The 23,372-nt window shown below is 66.2% G+C and carries 21 protein-coding genes; 11 read left to right on the top strand and 10 right to left on the bottom strand.

The features are described from left to right. Positions 1 to 57: 57 nt before the first annotated feature. The gene (locus AWR35_RS07260; RefSeq protein WP_058575297.1) at positions 58 to 729 is read right to left on the bottom strand and encodes a class I SAM-dependent methyltransferase; all 672 of its coding nucleotides are present in this window, start codon (positions 727 to 729) and stop codon (positions 58 to 60) included. Position 730: 1 nt separating this feature from the next. After that, positions 731 to 1,702, bottom strand: coding sequence for a calcium/sodium antiporter (locus tag AWR35_RS07255; protein WP_058575296.1), 972 nt, complete (start codon positions 1,700 to 1,702; stop codon positions 731 to 733). 411 nt (positions 1,703 to 2,113) lie between these two features. On the opposite strand from AWR35_RS07255, the gene AWR35_RS10655 reads away from it, so the two are divergent. Further along, positions 2,114 to 2,275, top strand: a complete 162-nt coding sequence (locus AWR35_RS10655; protein ID WP_082663992.1) for a hemin uptake protein HemP — start codon at positions 2,114 to 2,116, stop codon at positions 2,273 to 2,275. A gap of 119 nt (positions 2,276 to 2,394) precedes the next feature. Next, the gene (locus AWR35_RS07250; RefSeq protein ID WP_058575295.1) at positions 2,395 to 4,620 is read left to right on the top strand and encodes a TonB-dependent receptor; all 2,226 of its coding nucleotides are present in this window, start codon (positions 2,395 to 2,397) and stop codon (positions 4,618 to 4,620) included. Between the two features lie 77 nt (positions 4,621 to 4,697). Here the strand turns inward: AWR35_RS07250 and AWR35_RS07245 are convergent, their stop codons facing one another. Together AWR35_RS07245 and AWR35_RS07240 are read right to left on the bottom strand one after the other, a co-directional pair. Further along, positions 4,698 to 5,282 (bottom strand): YceI family protein, encoded by a 585-nt coding sequence (locus tag AWR35_RS07245; protein WP_058575294.1) that lies wholly within the window; start codon positions 5,280 to 5,282, stop codon positions 4,698 to 4,700. After that, a complete protein-coding gene (locus tag AWR35_RS07240) occupies positions 5,279 to 5,857 on the bottom strand; it encodes a cytochrome b (RefSeq protein WP_058575293.1) in 579 nt (192 codons plus the stop codon). Before AWR35_RS07240 ends, AWR35_RS07245 begins: the two co-directional genes overlap by 4 nt. A gap of 108 nt (positions 5,858 to 5,965) precedes the next feature. On the opposite strand from AWR35_RS07240, the gene AWR35_RS07235 reads away from it, so the two are divergent. The 7 genes from AWR35_RS07235 (at position 5,966) to AWR35_RS07205 (ending at position 17,544) form a co-directional block, all read left to right on the top strand. Next, entirely contained in the window at positions 5,966 to 6,910 is a 945-nt protein-coding gene (locus tag AWR35_RS07235; protein ID WP_058575292.1) for a LysR family transcriptional regulator, read from the top strand. Positions 6,911 to 7,023: 113 nt separating this feature from the next. After that, complete coding sequence (locus tag AWR35_RS07230) at positions 7,024 to 8,091, top strand: Fe(3+) ABC transporter substrate-binding protein (RefSeq protein ID WP_058575291.1); 1,068 nt, start codon at positions 7,024 to 7,026, stop codon at positions 8,089 to 8,091. An 83-nt stretch (positions 8,092 to 8,174) separates the two neighbouring features. Continuing rightward, a complete protein-coding gene (locus AWR35_RS07225; protein ID WP_231723574.1) occupies positions 8,175 to 9,806 on the top strand; it encodes an iron ABC transporter permease in 1,632 nt (543 codons plus the stop codon). Between the two features lie 54 nt (positions 9,807 to 9,860). After that, a complete protein-coding gene (locus AWR35_RS07220; RefSeq protein WP_058575477.1) occupies positions 9,861 to 10,928 on the top strand; it encodes an ABC transporter ATP-binding protein in 1,068 nt (355 codons plus the stop codon). After that, a complete protein-coding gene (locus AWR35_RS07215; RefSeq protein ID WP_058575289.1) occupies positions 10,906 to 11,796 on the top strand; it encodes a TatD family hydrolase in 891 nt (296 codons plus the stop codon). Before AWR35_RS07220 ends, AWR35_RS07215 begins: the two co-directional genes overlap by 23 nt. Before the next feature lie 79 nt (positions 11,797 to 11,875). Further along, complete coding sequence (locus AWR35_RS07210) at positions 11,876 to 16,069, top strand: EAL domain-containing protein (RefSeq protein ID WP_197408167.1); 4,194 nt, start codon at positions 11,876 to 11,878, stop codon at positions 16,067 to 16,069. Positions 16,070 to 16,095: 26 nt separating this feature from the next. Next, entirely contained in the window at positions 16,096 to 17,544 is a 1,449-nt protein-coding gene (locus tag AWR35_RS07205) for a sensor domain-containing diguanylate cyclase (RefSeq protein ID WP_058575287.1), read from the top strand. Positions 17,545 to 17,555: 11 nt separating this feature from the next. Here AWR35_RS07205 and AWR35_RS07200 read toward each other — a convergent pair whose 3' ends face one another. The 4 genes from AWR35_RS07200 to ubiA form a co-directional block, all read right to left on the bottom strand. Then, on the bottom strand, positions 17,556 to 17,894 hold the full coding sequence (locus AWR35_RS07200) for a hypothetical protein (RefSeq protein WP_058575286.1): 339 nt from the start codon (positions 17,892 to 17,894) through the stop codon (positions 17,556 to 17,558). A gap of 114 nt (positions 17,895 to 18,008) precedes the next feature. Continuing rightward, positions 18,009 to 18,479, bottom strand: a complete 471-nt coding sequence (locus tag AWR35_RS07195) for a cytochrome c (RefSeq protein ID WP_058575285.1) — start codon at positions 18,477 to 18,479, stop codon at positions 18,009 to 18,011. Positions 18,480 to 18,602: 123 nt separating this feature from the next. Next, complete coding sequence (locus tag AWR35_RS07190; protein ID WP_058575284.1) at positions 18,603 to 19,103, bottom strand: DsrE family protein; 501 nt, start codon at positions 19,101 to 19,103, stop codon at positions 18,603 to 18,605. 101 nt (positions 19,104 to 19,204) lie between these two features. Beyond that, positions 19,205 to 20,086: a 4-hydroxybenzoate octaprenyltransferase gene (ubiA, locus tag AWR35_RS07185; protein ID WP_156413960.1), complete on the bottom strand. Its 882-nt coding sequence runs from the start codon at positions 20,084 to 20,086 to the stop codon at positions 19,205 to 19,207. Between the two features lie 356 nt (positions 20,087 to 20,442). On the opposite strand from ubiA, the gene AWR35_RS07180 reads away from it, so the two are divergent. Then, the gene (locus AWR35_RS07180; RefSeq protein WP_058575475.1) at positions 20,443 to 20,973 is read left to right on the top strand and encodes a gamma carbonic anhydrase family protein; all 531 of its coding nucleotides are present in this window, start codon (positions 20,443 to 20,445) and stop codon (positions 20,971 to 20,973) included. Between the two features lie 19 nt (positions 20,974 to 20,992). On the opposite strand, the gene AWR35_RS07175 is transcribed toward AWR35_RS07180, so the two are convergent. Beyond that, entirely contained in the window at positions 20,993 to 21,994 is a 1,002-nt protein-coding gene (locus AWR35_RS07175) for a zinc ABC transporter substrate-binding protein (protein ID WP_197408166.1), read from the bottom strand. Positions 21,995 to 22,115: 121 nt separating this feature from the next. On the opposite strand from AWR35_RS07175, the gene AWR35_RS07170 reads away from it, so the two are divergent. Continuing rightward, a complete protein-coding gene (locus AWR35_RS07170) occupies positions 22,116 to 22,787 on the top strand; it encodes a metal-dependent transcriptional regulator (RefSeq protein WP_058575282.1) in 672 nt (223 codons plus the stop codon). Between the two features lie 15 nt (positions 22,788 to 22,802). Here AWR35_RS07170 and dctP read toward each other — a convergent pair. Further along, positions 22,803 to 23,372, bottom strand: a 570-nt coding sequence (gene dctP / locus AWR35_RS07165; RefSeq protein ID WP_197408165.1) for a TRAP transporter substrate-binding protein DctP, incomplete at its 5' end; no start/stop codon positions are given.

Raw genomic sequence — 23,372 nt, 5'->3', positions numbered from 1 at the left:
GCATTCCTCGGCGGTGGCAGGCTGAAACCGAAACGTTAGGCAGCCCGCCCGCCACGATCAAGTCGACGCCGGCCTCTCGAACACCGCCACGGGCGCCTCGATCGCCACCACCTGCCAGCCACGCGCGGCGGCCAGCCATTGAAAGGTCTCGGCCCGATACAGGATCACGTGGGTGGGATCACGGCGGTAGTGCCAGTTGTCGAAGGCGGGCCGTTCGGGGACGAAACCGGTCTGGACGATCAGCCGCCCGCCGGGGCGCAGCAGCCGTTCCAGCCGCTCGAACACCGCGCTCGGGCGGTGCAGGTGTTCGACCGTCTCGGTACAGGTGATGACGTCATACGGACCTCGCTCGAGCACCTGCGCGTCGGGGCGGAACTGCGGGTCCCAGCCGGCCATCTCGACGCCCCGCTCGCGTGCCATGGCGATCAGGGCCGAGTCCGGCCCGCAACCGAAATCCAGGGCGTGCACTCCCGGGGTCAGTACGTCGGCCAGATGCGCGAAGGCGGGGGCGAGAAAGCGGCGATAGCCGGGATCGTCGGCACGATTCTCGTGCAGGCGGTAGTAGTCGGCCTCCGCCCCGGGCGAGGGCCAGGCGGCCGGGTCGCGCACCACCAGCCGGCAGCTCGGGCAGTCGAGGAAATCCAGTGTCTGACCGGCGCGCTTCGGGCCGTCGGCCACCGTGGCAAACGGTGCCAGCCTGTCACCGCAAAGCGGACAGGAATGGCCCATCTCAGCCGACGAAAGTCGTGCCTAACAGGTAGGCGGTATAGCCGGCGAAGGCCGCCAGCAGCACCACGCCCTCGATCCGGTTGATCCGGCCGGGACCACGGAAGCCATAGGCAAAGAAGAACAACGCCAGCGTCAGCGCGCCCATCACCAGCATGTCGCGCGTGAACACCTCGGGCTCGGCGGCCATGGGGTGGATCACTCCGGCCAGGCCGACCACCGCCAGCGTGTTGAACAGGTTCGATCCGATGACATTGCCCAACGCCATGTCGTGCTCGTTCTTGCGGATCGCCGCGATCGACGAGGCCAGTTCCGGCAGCGAGGTGCCGATGGCCACCACCGTCAGGCCGATGACGAGATCGCTGACACCGAAGAACTGGGCGATGTCGACCGCGCCCCACACCAGCAGACGCGAACTGACCACCAGCAGGATCAGGCCGATCGCCACCCAGATCAGCGCCTTCTTCAGCGGCATCGGGTGGCTGACCAGCTCCTGCTCGACCTCGCCGCCCAGGGCATCCACCTGTCCGCGACGTCCCTGGTAGATGTTCCAGCCCAGCAGGACCACCAGCAGCACCAGCAGAATGATCGCCTCCACGCGCGTGATCTCGCCGTCGTGCACCTGCAACGCGGCAATGGCGGTGACGCCGAGCAGGATCGGCAGCTCGCGGCGGATCACCTGCGAGTGCACGGCAATCGGCGCGATCACCGCGGTCAGGCCCAGGATCAGGGCGATATTGGCGATGTTCGAGCCATAGGCGTTACCCAGGGCGATGCCCGGGCTGCCATCGATGGCGGACATCACCGACACCACCAGCTCGGGGGCCGAGGTACCGAACCCCATGATCACCATGCCGATCAGCAGCGGCGACATGCCGAGATGCTTGGCCGTGGCGGCCGCCCCCTCGACGAACCGGTCGGCGCTCCACACGAGGATCACCAAGCCCAGCAGAACCGCCAGCACAGCAGAACCCATCAATCTTCCCTCCGGATACCTGTTCGGTCGGGACGTAACCCCGACCTGCTTGGCGGGCACTTTACTGCATCCCTGACCGCGGATGACAGCCAGCGAGACCACAAAAGCCACCCCGCCCTTGCTCATGAACGGGCACGGCTCTCGATAAACGCAAATGGTATTGGTTTGCATTTGTGCCTGCAAATGAATATGATCCCCGCCGACCTCGGGCAGGTCTGTGCGTCAGCAGATCGCCCTGCCCGGTCACCGACGCTCTTGGGGCGCGCCAAGCGCGCCGTCGGCACTGCCACGGAGGAGGCGGCGACCAACACGGCCCGGCCGCCTGCTGGTGGTAATGCCCCGTCCCGACGGGAGGCATGGTCGCCGACACCAACCGACCGCCCTTTGCCTGAAACATGGAGCCAACGACCCATGCAGCAACCACAAGGAGAATCACGTCCCGCCCGACCGGAACCTCCGACGATCGTCAGTGAACGATTACTGGGTCCGACGGGGCAGATCCGAATCCAGCACGACGGCCAGTGGTACCTGCTTCGCATCACGGCCTCGAACAAGCTGATCCTGACCAAGTAGACAAAACCGACTTAGAACGCGAGCCAGCCAGATCCCCGTCTGCGGATCAAGCCAGCCAGCCTTCGCCCTCCTGACCGCCCCTGAGCGGTCACCGATGACGACATGACTGGAGAGCCTTCATGATCCTTAGATCCGCAAGACGCGGCACACTCGCCGCCGCCATCGCCACCGTCCTCGCCACCCCGGCCATGGGGGACGAGACCACCGTTCCCGTGCCGATCGCCACCAGCCCGGTTCTCGATCGCATATCGATCGTCGGCGGAGCGGCGGCGATCCGCGACGTGGCCGGCTCCGCGCATGTGCTCGACGCCCAGACCCTCGAGACCATCCCCGGCAACGATTCGATGAAGGTATTGCGACAGGTGCCGGGCGTATACGTCACCGAGGAAGAGGGCCACGGCCTGTTCCCGAACATCTCCATCCGCGGCGCGAACCAGGATCGGAACAGCCGGATCACGGTGATGGAGGATGGCGTGATGATCGCGCCCGCCCCCTACGCGGCACCGTCCGCCTACTACTTCCCCAATATCGCCCGCATGCACTCGGTCGAGGTGCGCAAGGGCTCGTCATCGATCGAGTACGGCCCCTACACCATCGGCGGTGCCCTGAACATGACCTCCACTCCCATCCCGGGCGAGGCACAGGGTCGAGTGCGCCTCTCTGCCGGCGAGCGCGACGCCCGCCGCCTGCATGCCTGGTACGGCGACAGCGAGGAGACCTTCGGCTACCTGCTCGAGACCTACCAGGATGCCACCGACGGCTTCCGTGAGCTGGACACGCCCCGGCGCGGCGACGAGCATCCCGGCTACGAAATCCAGAACTACCTGGGCAAGTTCCGCATCAACACGCCGGCCAGCGCCGAGCGCTACCAGGAGCTCGAACTCAAGCTCGCCCGCGACGAAAAGGCCATCGAAGAGACCTACCTGGGCCTGACCCGCGAGGACTACGAGGCCGATCCGTTTCGCCGCTACGCCGGCTCGGCCAATGACCGGATCGACACCGAGCATACCCAGTACCAGCTGCGCCATTTCGTCGAGTTGAGCCCGGCGATGGACGTGACCACCACGCTGTACCGGAACGAATTCCACCGCAACTGGTACAAGCTCAACGACGTCGACGGCACCGGTATCTCGGCCATCCTCGACGACCCCGACACCCACAGCGACGAAATGAGCTGGATCACCGGCGCGAACGACGCCGACCTGCGTGGCAATATCAAGGCCAACAACCGCGAGTACGTTTCGCAGGGGATCGAATCGCGTGCCAACTGGCGTATCGCGGCCGGCGACGTCGACCACCACCTGAAGTTCGGCCTGCGCTACCACGAAGACGAGATCGATCGATTCCAGTGGGTCGACCAATACGACATGGTCGACGGTTCACTGGTGTTGACCGAGCGCGGCGAGCTCGGCGGCGCGGGCAACCGTGTCACCGAAGCGAAGACCGTCGCCGCCTTCGTTCAGGATCGGATGGACTTCGGCCGGCTGGCCGTCACGCCCGGGCTGCGTTACGAATCGATCGCCATCGACCGCACCCGCTATGCCGATGCCGATCGCACCACCGTCTCGCGCGACGACGAGTCCGCCGACTACAACGTCCTCATCCCGGGACTGGGCGCGACCTTCGACGTCAACGACAACTGGCAGCTGCTCGGCGGCGTCTACAAAGGCTTTGCCCCCACCGGTGTTGGCGGTGCCCAAGAGGAAGAGGCCGTCAACTGGGAAGCCGGTTTCCGCTACAACAACGGCGCGTTCCAGTCCGAGCTGATCGGTTTTCTCAATGACTACGAGAACCTGGTCGGTGTGTGCACCGCGTCGACCGGCGGCGGCTGTGACATCGGCGACAGCTTCGATGGCGGTGAAGTCGAGGTCCGCGGCATCGAGGCGCTCGCCCTGTACGACCTGGCCGCCGGACGCGACTGGGGGGTCAACCTGCCGGTTCGCCTTGCCTACACCTGGACCGACACCGAGTTCCAGAACAGCTTCGACTCCGACTACGGCGCCTGGGGCGACGTGCAGCAAGGTGACGAGCTGCCCAACACGCCCGAGCACCAGCTCTCGCTTTCCGCAGGCGTGGTCGGTGAGCGCTTCGGCGTCCATGCCACGGCCAATTACGTCGGCGAAAGCCGCGCGGTGGCCGGCAGCGGGCCGATCCCGGCCGGCGAGAAGGTCGATGCCCGCACCATCGTCGACCTGTCCGCGAACTACCGGCTGACCAAGCACGCCAAGCTGTTCGCCGAGGTGGAGAACCTCACCGACGAGACCTACGTCGCCTCCATTCGCCCGGCCGGTTTCCGCGTCGGCAAGCCGCGCACCGTCATGGTCGGCGCCCAGTTCGACTTCTGACGAACCGCGCATCGCGAAACGTGAAACCCCGGCAAGGTCACCCTTGCCGGGGTTTTTTCATGGCACTGCAGGTGGCGCTACTGGCGAATGCCCTCGACCGACAGCGTCACCTCGGCCTCGGTCGCGGCCGGGCCCAGGTCGTAGTCGATGCCGAAGTCCTTGAGCGTCAGCGTCGTGGTGCCGTGGAACCCGGCGCGATAACCGCCCCAGGGATCCTCGCCCTCGCCGATCTTCTCGGCCTCGATCTCGATCTCCTTGGTCACGCCACGCATGGTCAGATCACCGATGATGACGAAGCCGTCGTCGGTGGACTCGATCCCGGTGCTCTTGAAGGTGGCCTGCGGGTATTCCTTCACATAGAAGAAATCCTTCTCGCGCAGGTGCTTGTCACGCTCGGCGTGGTTCGAATCGAGGCTGGCCATGTCGATGGTCACCTCGACGCTGGCATCCTCGATCTGGCCGTCCTCGTACTCGAACTGGCCCTCGAAATCGTTGAAGCGTCCATACAGCCAGGAGTAGCCCAGATGCTGGATGCGCCACTCGATGAAGGCGTGCTGTCCCTCGGTGTCGATGACGTACTCGGCGGCCTGCGCCTGCATCGGCAGGAAAGCGGCGGGTGCGGCGAGCGCGCCGGCCAGCACGGCTGTGGTCAGTTTCTTCATGATGGGTCTCCCTCGTTGGTTGCAGAATGACTGGAGGTTGGCCGGAGCATGCGGACAAGCGTTCGGTCGCGGTCGATGAGATGGTGCTTGAATGCCGCACTCGCGTGGACGACGGTCAGCCCCATGACGGTCCATGCGAGCCAGCGGTGAATGTTGCCGGCGATGTCCTCCTGATTCGGCAGGTCGCTCAGCGTGGCCGGCACGGCGAACAGGCCGAACACGTCGATCGAACTGCCGTCGGCGGTCGAGATCAGGTAACCGGCGATCATCACCGCGAACAGCAGCAGGTAGAACAGACCGTGCACCAGTCGGGCGAGTCGACGCTCCAGCGGCCTTCCCAGCGGCCGGGGGCGCGGGTTGCCCCAGCGCCAGGCCAGCCGACCAACCAGCAGGATGAACAACAGCACGCCTACCGCCTTGTGGATCGACGGTGCCTGGCGATACCACGGATCGTAGTAGGTCAGATCGACCATCCACCAGCCCAGGGCGAACAGCCCGATCACGCCCCCGGCGATCAGCCAGTGGGCCGCGATCGACACCACGCCGTACCCCGCTGCCGTGTTCCGCCATTGCATCGATTGGTTTCTCCCTTCGCCCGGTCCGAATCTGCGCAAAGTCTGGTCGTTGCCGGCGGGGTTTTAAACCACTAATCTCTCAAAACACTGTTGCCGAGAAGAGAACAAATGGATCGCTTCAACGCCATGGCCACCTTCGCCTGCGTGGCGGACGTCGGCTCGATCAGCGGCGCGGCCGAACGCCTCGGTATTGCCAAGTCCGCTGTCAGTCGTCGCCTGCGCGACCTGGAGAACCACCTGGGCGTCGAGCTGATCCACCGCACCACCCGCCACCTGGCACTCACCCCCTCCGGCGAGCACTTCTACCACCGGGCAACCCGACTGCTCGCCGACCTGGACGAGGCCGAGGAGGCGGTCAGCCGCGAACACGGCGAACTCTCCGGCGTGATCCGGCTGGCCGCCCCGCTCTCCTTCGGCCTGCTGCACCTGCAGCCGGCGATCAACGCCTTCATGGCTGCCCACCCACGGGTGAACTTCGATCTGAACCTGGACGACAACGAGGTCGATCTGGTCGCGGAAGGCTTCGACCTGGGCGTGCGACTGGCGAGCCTGCCCGACTCCACGCTGATCGCCCGCAAGCTCGCCCCGATTCGCAACATGGCGGCCGCCAGCCCGGACTACCTGGCGCGTCGCGGCACACCGCACCACCCGTCACAGCTGACCGATCACGACTGTCTGATCTACAGCAACGTGCCGGCCAACCACGTCTGGGGCTATCGCGATGAGCAAGGGCGCTGGCAACCGGTGAAGGGACGCACGCGGTTGCGAGTGAACAATGGCGACTTCCTCAGAGAGGCCGCCATCCGGGGTGCGGGCATCGTGATCGAACCGACCTTCCTGCTGCATCATGCCGTGGCCGAAGGACGGCTGGTCCCTGTCCTGACCGATACCGAGTGGCCCGAGATAGGCGCCTACGCCGTGTACCCGCAGACACGCCATCTGGCCGCGCGGGTACGCGCCTTCATCGATTTCCTCGGCCAGCGCTTTGCCGGCGAACCCTACTGGGACCAGTTCACGCCGCCCGGGAGTGGATACCAATCGAAGTTGGACTAGGAATGATTCTCATTTGACAGCCGTTTTCGGCTCGGCTATCGTGGCTCTCGCTTTCACGTGATCAAGCCGTTTTCGTCGAATTACAATCAACGATCCACCACGAGGTTTCTCATATGTCCCGGTTCATTCGATTCGCCGCCATGGCGCTCGCCGCCTCGGGCCTCACCCTGGCCGGCTGCAGCGACAATGGCGACCAGGCCGACAACAACGGTGCCGGCGCCGAGCAAGCGGCCACCACGCTGAACGTCTACTCCGCTCGCAAGGAACACCTGATCGCCCCGCTGCTCGAACGCTTCACCGAGGACACGGGCATCGAGGCCAAGCTTCTGACCGCCAAGGCCGGCGCACTGCTTTCCCGCCTGGAAAGCGAAGGCGAGAACACCCCGGCCGACCTGCTGATCACCGTCGATGCCGGCAACCTGCACCGCGCCAAGGAAGCCGGCGTGCTGCAGGCGATCGAATCCGACGCGCTGACCGAGCGCGTGCCGGCGAACCTGCGCGACGTCGACAACCAGTGGTTCGGCCTGTCGCAGCGCGCCCGGGTGATCTTCGCCCACAAGGAGCGCGTCGAGGACGGTGCCATCACGAGCTATGCCGATCTGGCCGACCCGAAGTTCAAGGGCCGCATCTGCATCCGCTCCTCGAACAACGTCTACAACCAGTCACTGGTCGCCTCGCTGATCGCCGCGCACGGTGAGGAATGGACCCAGGAATGGGCCGAAGGCCTCGTCGCCAACATGGCGCGCAAGCCGCAGGGCGGTGATCGTGATCAGATCCGTGCGGTAGCGGCCGGCGAGTGCGACATCGCCGTCGCCAACACCTACTACTACGGCGCCATGCAGAACGGCAGCGACACCGACAAGGCTGCGGCCGATGCCGTTCGTCTGGTCTGGCCCAACCAGGACGAGCGCGGCGCGCACGTCAACGTCTCGGGTGCCGGCATGGTTGCCGCAAGCACCAAGACCGAGGCAGTCAAGACGCTGCTCGAGTACCTGACGACCAAGGATTCGCAGGAGTGGTACGCCCAGGTCAACAACGAGTTCCCGGTTCGCCCGGGCGTCCCGGCCTCCGACACGCTGGCCCAGTGGGGCGACTTCAAGGCCGACGACCTCAACCTGAGCAAGCTCGGTGAACTCAACCCTGACGCGGTCCGCCTGATGGACCGGGCCGGATGGCAGTAAGCACCGGCCACACGCCCGAATCCATGCTTGACGAGCCACTTGCCCGGCAACGGGCAGGTGGCTTCTCTGCGTGGAAAACCGGCATGATCCTGATCACCGCGCTGCTGGCCCTGCCACTCGCGGTGATCGTCGCGTCCGTGTTCTGGCCCGACAAGTCGACCTGGTCGCATCTGGCCGACACGGTACTGGCCGACTACGTGATCAACTCGGCCCTGCTCGCCATCGGCGTCGGGGTCGGGACCTTTTTCCTGGGCACCGGCGCGGCGTGGCTGCTGTCGGTGTGCGAATTTCCCGGGCGGCGGGTGTTCGAGTGGGCCCTGCTGCTGCCGCTGGCGATGCCGGCCTACATCATCGCCTACACCTACACCGGCCTTCTCGACGTGGCCGGCCCGGTGCAGTCGGGCCTGCGGGCACTGACCGGCTGGTCGGTGGGCGAGTACCCGTTCCCGGAGGTCCGCTCGCTGGGTGGCGCGATCGTCATGCTGACGCTGGTGCTCTACCCCTATGTCTACATGCTCTCGAGGGCGGCGTTCCTCGAGCAGTCCGCCAGCGCGCTGAACGTGGCGCGCTCGCTGGGGCTCAACCCCTGGCAGATGTTCCGTCGCGTCGCCCTGCCGCTGGCCCGGCCGTCGATCGTCGCCGGCCTGTCGCTGGCAATCATGGAGACGCTGGCCGACTACGGCACGGTGCAGTACTTCGGCATCCCGACGCTGACCACCGGCATCTTCCGCACCTGGTTCGGGCTGGATGACACCATCGCCGCCGCCCAGCTCTCCGCGCTGCTGCTGACCTTCATCTTCACGGTGATCATCATCGAGCGCCTCTCGCGGCGACAGGCGCGCTACCACCATCACGGCCACTGGCAGGCGCGCCCCTCCTTCCGTCTGCGCCGCGGCGCGGCCGCCCTGGCATTCGTCGCCTGCGCCCTGCCACTGGCGCTGGGCTTTCTCGTCCCCTCGCTGCAACTGCTCGCCTGGAGCATCGAGGTCACGCCGCGCAGCGATCTGGGCGATTTCGCCGTGCTGGTGGGCCGCTCGCTGGGCCTGGCCGGACTGACCGCCATCCTGGCACTGTTGCTGGCCCTGTTCCTCGCCTATGGCCACCGCCTGATGCCGGGCCGACTGACCTCCTCGCTCAGTCGTATCGCCGGGATGGGCTACGCCCTGCCCGGCACCGTCATCGCCGTCGGGGTGATCATTCCCTTCGCGGCCTTCGACAACACCCTCGATGCCTTCCTGCGCGAGCGCTTCGGCGTCTCCTCGGGGCTGCTGCTCTCGGGCACGCTCGCCGCCCTGGTCTTCGCCTATCTGGTGCGCTTCCTCGCGGTAAGCCTCAACACGGTCGAGGCGGGGCTGGGGCGCATCCGGCCGAGCATGGACGAGGCGGCCCAGTCGATGGGGTCGAGCGCCGGCCGGACCCTCTGGCGGGTGCATATCCCGCTGATTCGTGGCAGTCTTCTCACCGCCGCACTGCTGGTGTTCGTCGACGTGCTCAAGGAGCTGCCGGCGACATTGGTCCTGCGGCCGTTCGATTTCAACACGTTGGCGGTCAGGGCATTCGAACTGGCCTCCGACGAGCGACTGCGCGATGCCGCGCTGCCGGCACTGGCCATCGTGGCCGCCGGCCTGATCCCGGTCATCCTGGTCAGTCGCTCGATTACCCGCGCGAGAGGACATGAAGGCACAGCCGCAAGCCGCGAAGCCGTGGATGAGTAGTCAGCTGCAGCCAGCAACGCTGGGGGCGGAGGCCGCCACCCCGTGAACGAGAGCCTGAGTCTGGTCGACCTGACGGTCCGCTTCGGCGACGCCATCGCCGTCGACGGCGTCAACCTGCGCCTGCCGACCGGCGTGATCGGCTGCCTGCTGGGTCCGTCCGGTTGCGGCAAGACCTCGATCCTGCGTACCGTCGCCGGCTTCGAGTCGCCCAGCGCCGGCGTGGTGCGCCTGCACGGCGACACGGTGGCAGGCGCCGGCTGGGGCCATCCGCCCGAGCAGCGCCGCGTGGGCATGATCTTCCAGGACTTGGCACTGTTCCCCCACCTGACCGTGGCCGACAACATCGGTTTCGGTCTGCCGAAGAAACCGGCCGAGGCGCGCCGCCGACGCATCGAGGAGCTGCTCGAGCTGGTCGGCCTGCCGGGCATGGGCAAGCGCTACCCGCACCACATGTCCGGCGGCCAGCAGCAGCGCGTCGCCATCGCCCGGGCACTCGCCCCCCGCCCCGACATCCTGCTGCTCGACGAACCGTTCTCCAGTCTCGACGTCGAGCTGCGCGAGACCCTGCCGCGCGAGCTACGCGACATCCTGCGCGAGGCGGAAACCACGGCGCTGCTGGTCACTCACGACCAGACGGAGGCCTTCGCCATGGCCGACATCGTCGGGGTCATGCAGGCCGGCCGCCTGCACCAGTGGGATACCGCCTACAACCTCTACCACCGCCCGGAGACCCCGTTCGTCGCCGACTTCATCGGCCAGGGCACCCGCATTGCCGGCACCATGGTCGGTCCCTGCCGCGTGAAGACCGAACTCGGCCTGCTCGAGGGCCAGGTCTCGCACGAGTATCCGCCGGGGACCGAAGTGGACGTCCTGGTCCGCCCCGACGACGTGATCATCGATCCCGACGGCCCGGGTGTGGCCGAGATCGAGGAACGCGTCTTCCGCGGCGCGAACTTCCTCTACACCCTTGCGCTGCCCGGCGGCACCCGGCTGCTCAGCCTCGCGCCCAGCCACGATCATTACGCCCCCGGTGTGCGCGTCAGCCTGCGCCCGGCCTTCACCCATCTGGTGCTGTTTCCGCGCGGGAACGTCTCGAGCCATGCCGACTCGGACGACGACTGAACAGCTGACCCGGGCAGCCATTACCCTGCTGGCGGCCCTGCTGCTGTCGGCGCCGGCGGGCGCCCAGACCTCATTGTTCGACGCCCACCTCCACTACAACGCCGAACAGCGTGAGGCGATCGCCCCGGGCAAGATCCTCGACATCCTCGAGAGCAACGGCATCGAGCACGCCGTGATCACCAGCACCCCACCCAAGAACGCCCACGAACTGGCACAGCTGGCACCCGGGCGGATCGTGCCGTTTCTGGGCGTCTACCGGACCCGCGCCGACAAGGAACGCTGGATGCACCAGCCGGAGCTGCCCGAGCGGGTGACCGGCTGGCTGGAGGACGGCAACTATCGAGGCATCGGCGAGCTGCACATCTTCGGCCGCGACCGCAACAGCCCGGTGCTGGAGCGACTGGTCAGGATCGCCGCCGAGCGCGAGCTGGTGCTGATGATCCATGGCGATCTCGCCATCATCGACCGGATATTCGCGATCGAACCGCAGTCGCAGGTCCTGTGGGCGCACCTGGGCGCCGACCCCGATCCGACCATCCTGCGTGCCGCACTCGCGCGTCACCCGCACAACCTGTTCATCGACACCTCGGTACGCGACGAGCGGTTTCTCGACCAGAACGGTCAACTGCGACCGGAATGGCGCGCCCTGTTCCTCGACCACCCCAACCGCTTTGTCGTGGGCGTCGACACCTACAGCCTGCCGCGCTGGCGGCGATTCGGCGAAGTCGCCGCCACCATTCGACGCTGGCTGAATCAGCTGCCACCCTCGGTCGCGAGGCGTATCGGCCGGGAAAACGCCCGCGAGCTATTGCTCGACCCCCTGGCGCTGGATCACCTGCCGCCCGCCTTGCCCCCGGAACGGCGCTAGACTTTGCCCCGTTACCCCCGCATGCTTGGTAAATAGCACTCCAAGCGAATGGCAGAAGGCAATGGACTGACTGATGGGCATGAAAAAGACAGCCAGCCGCATTGGTTCGCCCCTCGTCATCAGCCTTGTGTACGGCCTTTTCGCCTCGCTGTGGATCCTGACGTCGGACTGGCTGCTCGCGCAGTTGCCCAGCGCCCACCCCGCCAGCGACACGATCAAGGGATTGCTGTTCGTCGGCGTCACCAGCGTGCTGCTGTTCTTCCTCGTCACGCTCCTGTACCGCGAACGTGGCGACCCGATCGCCAATGACCCTCTCGACGAGGATTTCCGCGAGGCTCCCCGCGTTCAACGGACTCTGACCGGCATCCTGGCCGTGGCCTTGTTGATCGCTCTGGCAGCGGCCGGCATCTTCCGTCTCCAGGCGCCCCAGCTGATCGAGGAGGCCAAGAGCAAGTTCGTCACCGAAGCGGAGCTCAAGTCCGGCCGCATCGCTCAATGGCTTCATGAGCGTCGGGGTGACACCCTGGTGCTTCAGGACCAGTACCACGACAACGACGAGCTGCGTGCCGTCCTCGGCGAGCAGGCGACCGCCGACGAACGTCTGCGCCTCCGGACCCACCTGCAGGCACTGCTCACCGCCTATCAGTACGAAACACTGGCATTGCTGCGTCCCGACGGCGAGCCGATCGTCACCGCCGGCGCCTGGAACGGGCTCGATGCGCCGGTGCGCCGAGGGCTGAAGCAGCTGGGCCGCGAGACGAAACGGCTGCCGATGCACCAGGGACAGGATGGCCACATTCGCCTCGACTGGCTGGTCCCCGTCCATCTGGATGCCGAGCCGGGACCGGATGCCGTCTTCCTGCTCCGCTCGGCCCCCAGTGCACAGTGGTTCCCGCTGTTACGGCAGGGCCACGGCAGCATGAACGCCATGCTGGTACGGGTGGCCAACGGCGAGGTTGTCCACCTGACGATCCCGCCGCACGAGGACAAGGACCCGCACGCATTCCGTCACCCCCTTGAGGCAAGCCCGTTCCCGATCGATGCCTTTGCGGCCGAGTCCGGGCCCACCGTGGTCGAAGGCCCGGACTTTCGTGGCGAGCCGGTGATCGCCGCGATCCACCCGATCACCGGCTCCGACTGGTCCCTGATCGTGGAGGACTCGCGCGCCGCCATTCTTGCCCCCCTGTACACCCTGATCGCCTGGGTCAGCGTGATCGGCTTCTTCGTGCTGGCCGTGATCGCCGGGATGATGGCCCTGCTGTGGCGCAAGAGTCAGCAGAACTACCGCCTGTGGCTGGCCAACCGCGCCGCCCGCCAGGACCGGCTGTTGCGCAGCTTCTACGACCTGCCGTTCATCGGCATGTCGATCACTGCCGCCTCCAGCCGACAGATCGAACGGGTCAACAGCCGCATGGCCGAGATCCTCGGCCGCCGTGCCGAGGATCTCCTCGGCGAGGACTGGTGTGCCCTGGTGCAGGACGCCGACGGACGATACCCGGAAGAGGACCCGGCCGTTCTGGATCTGCTCGACGGGCGGATCGACCACTACCGCACCGAACACCTGCTCACCCGGCCGGACGGCAAGGAGGTGATGCTGCGTTTCGAGGTCCGTGTCACCCGCGCACCGGACGGCGAGCCCGAGTACCTGATCGCCACCGCCGAGGACATCACCGAGCAGCGCCATGCCGTCGAGGCCCTGCACCATCAGCGGGATCTCTACGACTTCCTGTCCCAGACCAACCAGGCAGTCACCCGCTGCCACACGGCCGATGAACTGTTCCAGAAGGTCTGCGAGATTGCGGTGGTGCACGGGCACCTGGCATTCGCCTGGGTGGGGCTGATCGACGAATCGAGCGGCACAGTCCAGCCGGTGACCCAACACGGAGACGAGAGCGGCTATCTCGACCAGATCGAGGTCAGCATTCATGCCTGGGAACCGGCGGGTCAGGGGCCGGTCGGCCGCTGCATCCGCAACGACCGGCTGGAGGTGATGAACCATTTCCAGACGAATGCCGACTCCACCCCCTGGCACAAGGCGGCCCGCGAGGTCGGCATCAATTCCGTTGCCGCCTTCCCCATCGCCCGTCGCGGCCGCATCATCGGCAGCATGGCGCTCTACGCGCGTGAGGCCGAATTCTTCGATTCGACCATCCGGGAGACGATCAGCGACCTCGCCGCGGATCTGTCGTTCGCCATGGATCACCTTGATCGGCTCGATGATCTCTCGCGAGCCCGGGAGGCCGTTCAGGCCAGCCCGTCGGTACTGTTCCGCTGGCGCCCCGATGCCGGCTGGCCGGTGGAGTACGTCTCGGAGAACATTCAGCGCTGGGGCTATGACGCCAGCCGGTGGGAAGGCGGCCAGGTGCGGTTCGCCGACTACCTCCACCCCGAGGATGGCCCGCGCATCGCCGCGGAGGTCGCCAGTTACATGGAATCCCGGCAGCGCGAATTCGTGCAGGAATACCGACTGCGTATTGCCGACGGCAGCTATCGCTGGTTCGAGGATGTCACCCGGATGACGTTCGACGACACCGGCACGGTTCTCGACATTGCCGGGGTGCTGACGGACATTACCGACCGCCACGAGATCGAGAAACACGAGCGCCTGATGGCCCAGGTGATCGAGAACACCCGTGAAGGCGTGATCATCACCGACCGGGACGAGGTGATCGTGGAGGTGAATCCCGCCTTCACCAGCCTGACCGGCTACACCGCCGAGGAAGCCATCGGCCGTACGCCCGCCTTCCTCCAGTCCGGCCAGCACGACCGCCATTTCTTCCGCCGCATGTGGTCGACACTGCGCTTGGAGGGCTACTGGCAGGGCGAAATCTGGAATCGGCGCAAGAACGGCGAGACCTTCCCCGAGATCCTGAGCATCAGCGCGGTTACCGATACCGACGGCAGCATCAGCCACTACGTGGGTCTGTTCGTCGACATCTCCCGTCAGAAGGAAAACGAGTCGAAACTCGAATACCTGTCCAATCACGACCCGCTGACGGGCCTGCCCAACCGCGATCAACTGGTCTCGCGCGTGGAGCAGCTGATCACCACCACGCATCACCACGAGCAGGGGCTGGCCCTGCTGATGGTCGACCTCGACCGCTTCAAGGACGTCAACGACAGCCTGGGGCACGCCGCAGGGGACCAGCTGCTGATCAAGGTGGCCGACCGGCTGATGACGTCCTTCCCGGAGGTGGATGCCATCGCCCGCCTCGGGGGCGACGAATTCGCCCTCGTGCTGGCCGGACTGGACGATGACGCCGAAGCCGGACGGGTCGCCGAACGGGTGGTTCACGCCCTTGGCGCCCCCTGGGAGCTGCCGAACGGTCAGCAGGTCCGAGTGATGGCCTCCGTCGGCATCAGCCTGTACCCGCGTTTCGCCGACACTGCCCACGGGCTCCTGCAACAGGCCGACACCGCACTCTACCGGGCCAAGGAGGAAGGCCGGGCAACCTTCCGCTATTTCTCCGACGAGATGACCAACGCCGCGCGCGACCGGATCTCACTGGAGCTTGAGCTGCGCCAGGCGATCGACGAGGACCAGCTGCGACTGGTCTTCCAGCCGCAGATCAACCTCGCAGACGGGACACTGCAGGGCGCCGAGGTGCTGGTCCGCTGGCAACACCCGACCGACGGACTGATCTCGCCGGACCGATTCATCCCGGTCGCCGAGACCACCGGACTGATCTGGCCGCTGGGCCAATGGGTGCTGGAGCAGACCTGTCGCATCGGCCGGCGATGGCTTGACGAGGGGCATGACTTCGGCCGCCTCGCGATCAACCTTTCCGCCCACCAGTTGCGTCAGGGCGAGGTCGACCGGCTGGTCGAGGACGTGCTCGCCGATACCGGCATGCCGGCCAGCCGGCTCGAACTGGAGCTCACGGAAAGCGCTATCGTCCGCCGCGAGGCCGAGACCCGCCAACTGTTGAGCCGCCTGCGGGACATGGGGGTTCATGTCGCGCTCGACGACTTCGGCACCGGCTACTCGTCGCTCGGCCAGTTGCGCCAGTTCGCCATCGACGTGCTCAAGATCGACAAGCGCTTCGTCGACCTGATCGAGGAACCACACGACCGCGGCCAGATCGCCCGCGTGATCATCGACCTCGGGCACACCCTGGGACTCAAGGTGCTGGCCGAGGGGGTCGAGAATGCCGCCCAGCGCGACTTCCTGATCGAGCACCACTGCGACGTGTTCCAGGGATATTTCGCCAGCCACCCGCTGCCCGCCGACGAGTTCGCCCAACGCTACCTGAACGATGCACGGCCGGGCTGACCCGCCGTCGATACGCCACAGACTCCATGCAACCAAAGAAACGCCTGTTCATCATCGTCCTGACCAGCCTGCTCGCAGTGGGCTTTGTCGCCACCAGCCTGGTCAGCTATTTCATCGCCGAGGACTCGCTCAAGAGCCAGATCGCCGACGAATCCCTGCCGCTGACCAGCGACAACATCTTCTCGGAGATCGAACGGGATCTGCTGCGCTCGATCCTGATCTCCTCACTGATGGCGCACGACACCTTCGTGCGTGACTGGGCGCGCAACGGCGAGGACGACCCGCAGCGGATCATCCGTTACCTGGACCAGATCCAGAGCAAGTACGACACCACCACCGCGTTCTTCGTCTCCGAGGCGACACGGCGCTACTACCACCCCGATGGCGTGATCAAGACCGTTTCCCGCTCCGAGCCGGCCGATGCGTGGTTCTTCCGGGTGCGCGAGATGAACGAGCCATTCGAGATCAATATCGATCACGACACCGCCGACCCGTCCCGCCTGAGCATCTTCGTCAACTACCGGGTGGTCGACCGCGACGGCGAATTCCTCGGCACGACCGGCATCGGACTGGCAGTGGACACGGTCGCGGGCCTGATCGCCAACTACCAGCGCCGCTACGGCCGAGAGATCTACTTCGTTGATCGCGAGGGCCGAGTGACGATGCACGGCGAGGGCTACGTCGGGCCAGGCAGCATCCAGGAACAACCGGGGCTGGCGAAGTACACCACCCGCATTCTCACCAGTCCGAGCACCTCGCTGTCCTACGAGAACAGCAACGGCCGCGAGGTGTTCGTCAATACCCGCCTGATCCCGGAGTTCGACTGGTTCCTGATCGTCGAGCAGAGCCGCTCGGCGGCCGACAAGCGGCTGATGACCACCCTGGTGGTCAACATCCTGCTGGCCCTGGGCGTCGCCGCACTGGTGATCGTCATTGGCGGGCTGACCCTGCGCAGCTATCAGGGTCGCCTGGAGAGTATGGCGACCACCGACAAGCTCACCGGCGCGGCCAACCGGCAGGCCTTCGACCTGCTGTTCGAGCAGGCCCGGCGCGTCGCACGGCGACGCAACGAGCCGCTGTCCCTGATCACCCTCGACGTCGACCATTTCAAGCAGATCAACGACCAGCACGGCCACCAGGCCGGTGACGAGGTGCTCAAGACACTGGTCGCAACGGTCCAGAGCGAGATCCGCGATAGCGATACCCTGTGCCGCTGGGGAGGCGACGAGTTCCTGGTACTGATGCAGGATGCCGATCTCGAACGGGCGCGTCAGACGGCCGACCGGCTGCTCGAGGCGACGTCACGCCGACTGCGCACGCCAGGCGGCGAGCCGGTGGGTATCAGCGAGGGCGTGGCCCAGTTTCGCCCCGGCGAATCGGCCGACGCCTTGATCCAGCGCGCCGACCTCGCTCTCTACCGCGCCAAGCACGAAGGGCGCAACCGGGTCGCCACGGAAACGGTCGGCTCGGACTGACTCGGAAAGCGCTAATCGAGCAGGCGCACCACAGTACTGCCGCCAGGGCGCTCGATCTCGAACGACGCCTCGCAGTACTCGGCCTCTTCGGCCATCGGCGTGGGGTCGTTGTGGCAGGCGCAGCCGGCGACCACGCTGGAAAAGAACAAGCCGGCTCGGATACGGACATGATCGGCGTCGATATCCGCGCGGATCACCATGGCCGAGAGTCGCTCGCCGTCGGCCACGCTGCCGTGCGCCATCCCCCGCTGCAGGGGCAGCTCGTCGGGCGCCATTGCAGCAAGCTCCTCCTTGAAGACGGATTCGATCTCGGCGGGGTCGGCTTGGGCTGTGCGGGGAAAGGTGAGCATGCAACCTCAACGAGCAGGTAATGGCGAACCGTCAACGACCTTATCTCGTCGGCCGCTCTCAACGAGAACAACCCGCCATCTGGCGGGTTGTCGCATGTCGCTCCATTCGTCGCGTCACTCGTCCTGACGGAAGTCGTCGTGACACGCCTTGCAGCTCGAGCCGACATCCTTGACGGCCTTGGCAAGCCGTTCCCTGTCGCCCGATTCGGCGACGTCCTCCAGTTCGCTGGCCGTCTTCTCGAACTCGGCCACCTTGTCGGCAAACTCGTCCGGCTTGTCCCAGATGTCGATCAGCGCACCGGTCTCGCCGGCCAGGGCATCGGTGCCCTCGGGGAATTCGTCCTTCACCAGCGTGCTCATCATCTGCACGACATCGGCGTGCTTCTCGACCGCGGCCTGGTCGTACTCGATCTTGCCCTTGAGCATGTCCGCGATGGTGCTGAAATGGTACTTGGTCACCTGCATCGCGCCCTGCCGATACTCGATGATCTCCTCGGGGTCAGCGGCAAGCACGGCACCCGAGGTGCCAACGGCACAGGCGATGGCGGCCGGCAGGAGCCGCCGGCATAGCGTGTTGATTCTCATAAGGAATCCTCCCCTTCACGTCGAACCGGCAATCGACCGACGCGTTGCACCGGTCCTCGAGAACCAGTCTAGACCGCCAAGGGCATTCTGTTCCGATAACCGAGGTTCGCCCGTACCCGTCACTCAGAACATCGTGATCGGGTGATAGCCCTGCGCCTGCCAGCCAATCATCGCGACGAAACCGTCGCCGGTGAGCTCCAAACCGTCAAACAGGGTGTCGTTGTCGACACCAAACACCTCGGTGGCAACCGTGCACACTTCCAGGCGCACGCCGAGATCCGCCAGGCGCGCCACCTCCGACTCGATCCGCATCAGGGTGGCGGGGTCGGCGACCTCCTCATCGGCCTCGGTGGTCAGGAACTTCACCGTCGGGCCGATGAACACGATCACCAGATCCGGGTCGAGCCCCTGGCGCACGAAGTTCGCGTGTGTCCCGCGGATGATCTCGAGGTAGAAGGCGGTTTTCTCCGCCGCGGTGAAGTCGATCTGGAAGACGCCCTTGGCCTCCTCCACGCCGGCCAGGGCCGCCGCATCGTCAACGGGCGCAGCGGCGTGGGCCGCACCGACCGCGGCCAGCGCCAGTACCGCGCCGGCCATGAGGGACAGGACACTATGCTTGATCATGAATGACACTCCGTTCGGGCTGAAACCGACCGGGCTGGCAGGGCCCAATCGTTTAGTTAGCTGGCTAACGGAGTGTAGTCGAGCAACGGTGGCTTTTCGCTTCAGAGGAAACCGGCGATCAGAGCCAGCATCACGATCGCGCCGAAGACGTTGTTGCGACGGAAGGCGAGCACGCAGTCGGCCAGCTCGCGGCTGCGGGCGGTGCGGACGATCCAGACCGCGCTGATGCCGGCCAACGCCAAGCCGACGAAGTAGCCGGGATCGAGATCCACCATCCAGCCGACAAGTACCAGCCAGGCGAGCGTCCAGAGGTAGGAGAGCGACACGGCCACCAGATCGAAGCGACCGAACAGGATCGCCGAGGACTTCACCCCGATCTCGAGATCGTCCGGGCGGTCGGCCATGGCATAGAGGGTGTCGTAGGCGAGCGTCCAGCCGATATTCGCCAGCAGCAGCACCCAGGCGACCGCGGGGACGTGGCCGAGATGCGCGGCGAAGGCCATCGGGATCGCCCAGCCGAAGGCCAGCCCCAGATGAACCTGCGGCAGGTGATGGAAACGCTTGCCGAACGGATAGGTGGCCGCCAGGATCACCGCCACCACCGACATGACGATAGTGATGGCGTTGAGCTGCAGCACCAGCAGAAACGCCACGCCCACCAGCACGGCGAATACACCCAGCGCCTCGCGCGCCGTGATGCGCCCGGTAGCCAGTGGGCGCCCCTTGGTGCGGGTGACGTGACCGTCGACATGCCGGTCGGCGAAGTCGTTGATCGCGCAACCGGCCGAGCGCATCGCGATCACGCCGAGGGTGAAGATCAGGAAGATGAACAAGTCCGGCCGACCGCTGCCCGCCACCCACAACGCCCAGTAGGTGGGCCAGAGCAGCAGGAAGATGCCCACCGGCCGGTCCAGCCGGGTCAGGGCGAGATAGGCGCGGGTTTTCTCGGCAATCAGCGACACGGGCACGGCCTGTTGCAACATGGTTGGGTCAGCCGGTCGGTGCCGGGCATCACAGCTAGGGAAACTCTGCACGAATGCCATGCCACTCTGGCTGGGCGAGTCGTTCGTGGTCAAGGCGCGATGTCGCCGGCGTGCCGGTGGCCACGTCAAGACGTTGCAACGCGGAGCACGGGCGACTCGCCAGGCCCCGCAGGGCGCGCCTTGAGCCGGGCATCTGCTGCGTTGTCTTCCTTGGAAAGAGAATCACTCTTCCGCGGCGGACGAACGCCTTGTATCTGCCCGGCTCAAGGCACGCAGAGCGGTATGGCATTCGTGCAGAGTTTCCCTCGGGTAGAATGCGCGGCATCGACCGCAAGACCGAATTCGAGGATCCCCGCATGATACGCAATTTCCAGGCAAAGCTCCCGACCCTGGCCGAGGACTGCTGGGTCGATCCGACCGCGGTGGTCATCGGCGACGTGGTGCTCGAGGAAGGCGTCTCGATCTGGCCGAACGCGGTGCTGCGCGGCGACGTCCAGCAGATCCGTGCCGGCCGCCTGAGCAACCTGCAGGACGGCGTGATCGTTCACGTCAACCAGCCCTCGGCCACCCATCCGCAGGGCATGCCCTGTCGCATCGGCGAGGAGGTGACCGTCGGCCACCGCGCCATCCTGCACGCCTGCACCATCGGCAACCGGGTGCTGGTGGGCATGGGCGCGATCGTGATGGACGACGTGGTGGTCGAGGACGAGGTGATCATCGCCGCCGGCAGCGTGGTTTCGCCCGGCAAGGTGCTGGAGAGCGGCCACCTCTACGTCGGCGCCCCGGCGCGCAAGATCCGCCCGTTGAGCGACGCGGAGCGCGAGCATCTCGCCGAGTCGGCACGTTTCTACCGCGAACTGGCGCAGGACCACCGCACCAGCGAGTAGCCCCCCTTCACGGGCCTGGTTACTGGGCGAGCTCCGGCGCCTCCTGCCCGGCGGCCGGCAACGGCTTCAGACCCAGCAGGATGGTGCTGACGTTCTGCCGGAACAGGCCGATGTAGGTCCCTGCCGGCAGATTGGGCTCACCCAGCCACAGGCCGTTGAGTGCCGCGGCCAGCCCGACGGACTCGGGGATCGCATCGCCGCGCTGCGCCTCGAGCCATTCCTCGATCGCCCCATCGCCCACGCCGGCCACGCGGAAGACGTTGGGCGTCTGATTGCGATTGATCTGTTCGATCGCCTTCTCGCTGTCGCCCTCCTGCGTGACGTCCAGCAGCTCGAAGTAGTAGGCCTTGGCGAAATAGGCGAACACGTCGTTGTCGGTGACGAGCAGCCGCTCGCCGCGCGGCACGTCCTCCATCAGCCCCTCGGTCTCGCGCTCGAGCGACTGCAGCTCGATGTTGACCCGCAGCCGGTTGCCCTCGATCTCGCCGGCCACCGGCTCGAGACGCTTCTTCAGCCGGGTGGTCAGATGGTCGACCGCGAATTGCAGCAGCGTGGGCGACAGGTAGGTATACGGATTGACGTTGCCCTCCGGATCCTCGATCAGCCGGAACTCGGGAATACGGTCCGCAAGCATCACCCGGTCGTCGGTATCGCGCTTCTCGGCCGCGGCGATGAACGCCGGCATCAGTCCGAGACCCTGGTAGACCACCAGATCGGCGTCACGAATCGCATCGCGGTCGGCGTCGGTGACCTCGATGCCAACAGGCGATTCGCCGATCTCGGCGACCGATTCGACCTGGACGAAGTTGTCCGCCAGGTCACGCACCAGTTGCGCACTGATGGTGGTATCGGTGACCACGGTCAGCGGCTCGATGTCGCGCTCGCCGCCGGCGTACTGCAGCACCTCGTCCTGCGCCTGCGCCGCGCCGATGGAGACAGCGGCAAGCAGGGTGAACGCGATACCCCGCCACAGGCTCGGGCGAGTCGAGTGAGGATGACGACAACCGGAATCAGTCTGCACAGTGGGCCCCTTGAATGGCTCGATAACGAATGGCGGATGGTAGAAAGCGCGACGAACCCCTGCAAGCACCGCCGCCGGCCATGCTAACGTAACGCCGACATACTGCTTCCCGGACCCCCGCATGGCGAGCACCGCGTACGAGGACTATCTCAAGGCCATCTTCAAGCTGGCCGAACAGTCACCCGAGCCGGCCGTGACCACCTCGGCGATCGCCGACCGGCTCGGCATTGCCCGCGCCTCAGTCACCGCGATGCTCAAGCGGCTGCATGCCGACGGCCTGATCCACTACGCCCGCTACCAGGGCGCGACCCTGACCGATGCCGGCTGGACCATTGCCGTGGACATGATCCGGCGCCACCGGGTGATCGAGACCTTCCTCGCCCAGGACCTCAAGCTGCCGCTGGCCGATGTCGACGCCGAGGCCGAGATCCTCGAGCACGCCTTCTCCAGCCGCCTGATCGATCGCCTCTGGGACCACCTGGGCCAGCCCGAGTTCGACCCCCACGGCGCACCGATCCCGGCGCCCGACGAGGCACCGGTCGAGCGCCGCCAGATGGTCGCGCTCAGTGATCTGGCCATCGACGAAGGCGCGACGGTGGTCCGCCTGGCGGCGGCCAACGCCGCCGACCTGCGCCGGCTGACCCAGCTCGGGTTGCTGCCCGGCCAGTTCGTTCGCCGGCGCGTCAGCCAACCGGGCTCGGCGGACGTGGTGGTCACAATCGGCCGCCACGAGCGCCCGCTGGCCACCAGCCTCGCCGAGCGGGTGTGGACGATCCGCGCGGCCAGCGACTAGCCGGTCAGCCCACCATCAGCCGAGAAAGCGCTGCCGCGCCTTAAGGTAGGTGAACTCCGACCCCTCGGTCCACTCCGAGACGTCGCGACGGTAGGCCTGCAGCGAATCGAACACCTTCTTGGCGAAGGCATCCTCAGCCGTGATCTCGGCAAGCACCTCGTTGGAGGTCTCGAACAGCGCCTGCATGATCTCGTCGGAGAAGTAGCGCAGCTCGACGCCATGCTCCTCGGTGAGCGTCTTCAATGCCTGGTTGTTGCGGGCGGTGAACTCGGCCAGCATCTCGCCGGCGGCCATCTTGATCGCCCCGTCCACGATCTGCTGCAGGTCCTCGGGCAGGGCCTCGAAGGCCTCCTGGTTGATCAGGGCCTCCATGGTCGCCGACGGCTCCTGCCAGCCCGGCGCGTAGTAGTACTTGGCCGCACGGTGGAAGCCGAAGGCGAGATCGTTGAACGGGCCGACCCACTCAGCCGCGTCGATGGTGCCGTCGTTCAGGGCCTGGAACAGCTCGCCGCCCGGGGTATTGACCACCGAGACGTCCAGCCGGCGCAGCACCTCGCCGCCGATGCCCGGCAGGCGCATCTTCAG

Origin of the sequence: Guyparkeria sp. WRN-7 (assembly GCF_001641825.1) — a bacterium.
Taxonomy (GTDB): domain Bacteria; phylum Pseudomonadota; class Gammaproteobacteria; order Halothiobacillales; family Halothiobacillaceae; genus Guyparkeria.
Note: the sequence above shows the minus strand (reverse complement) of the source record. Positions and strands in the feature narration are given on the sequence as shown.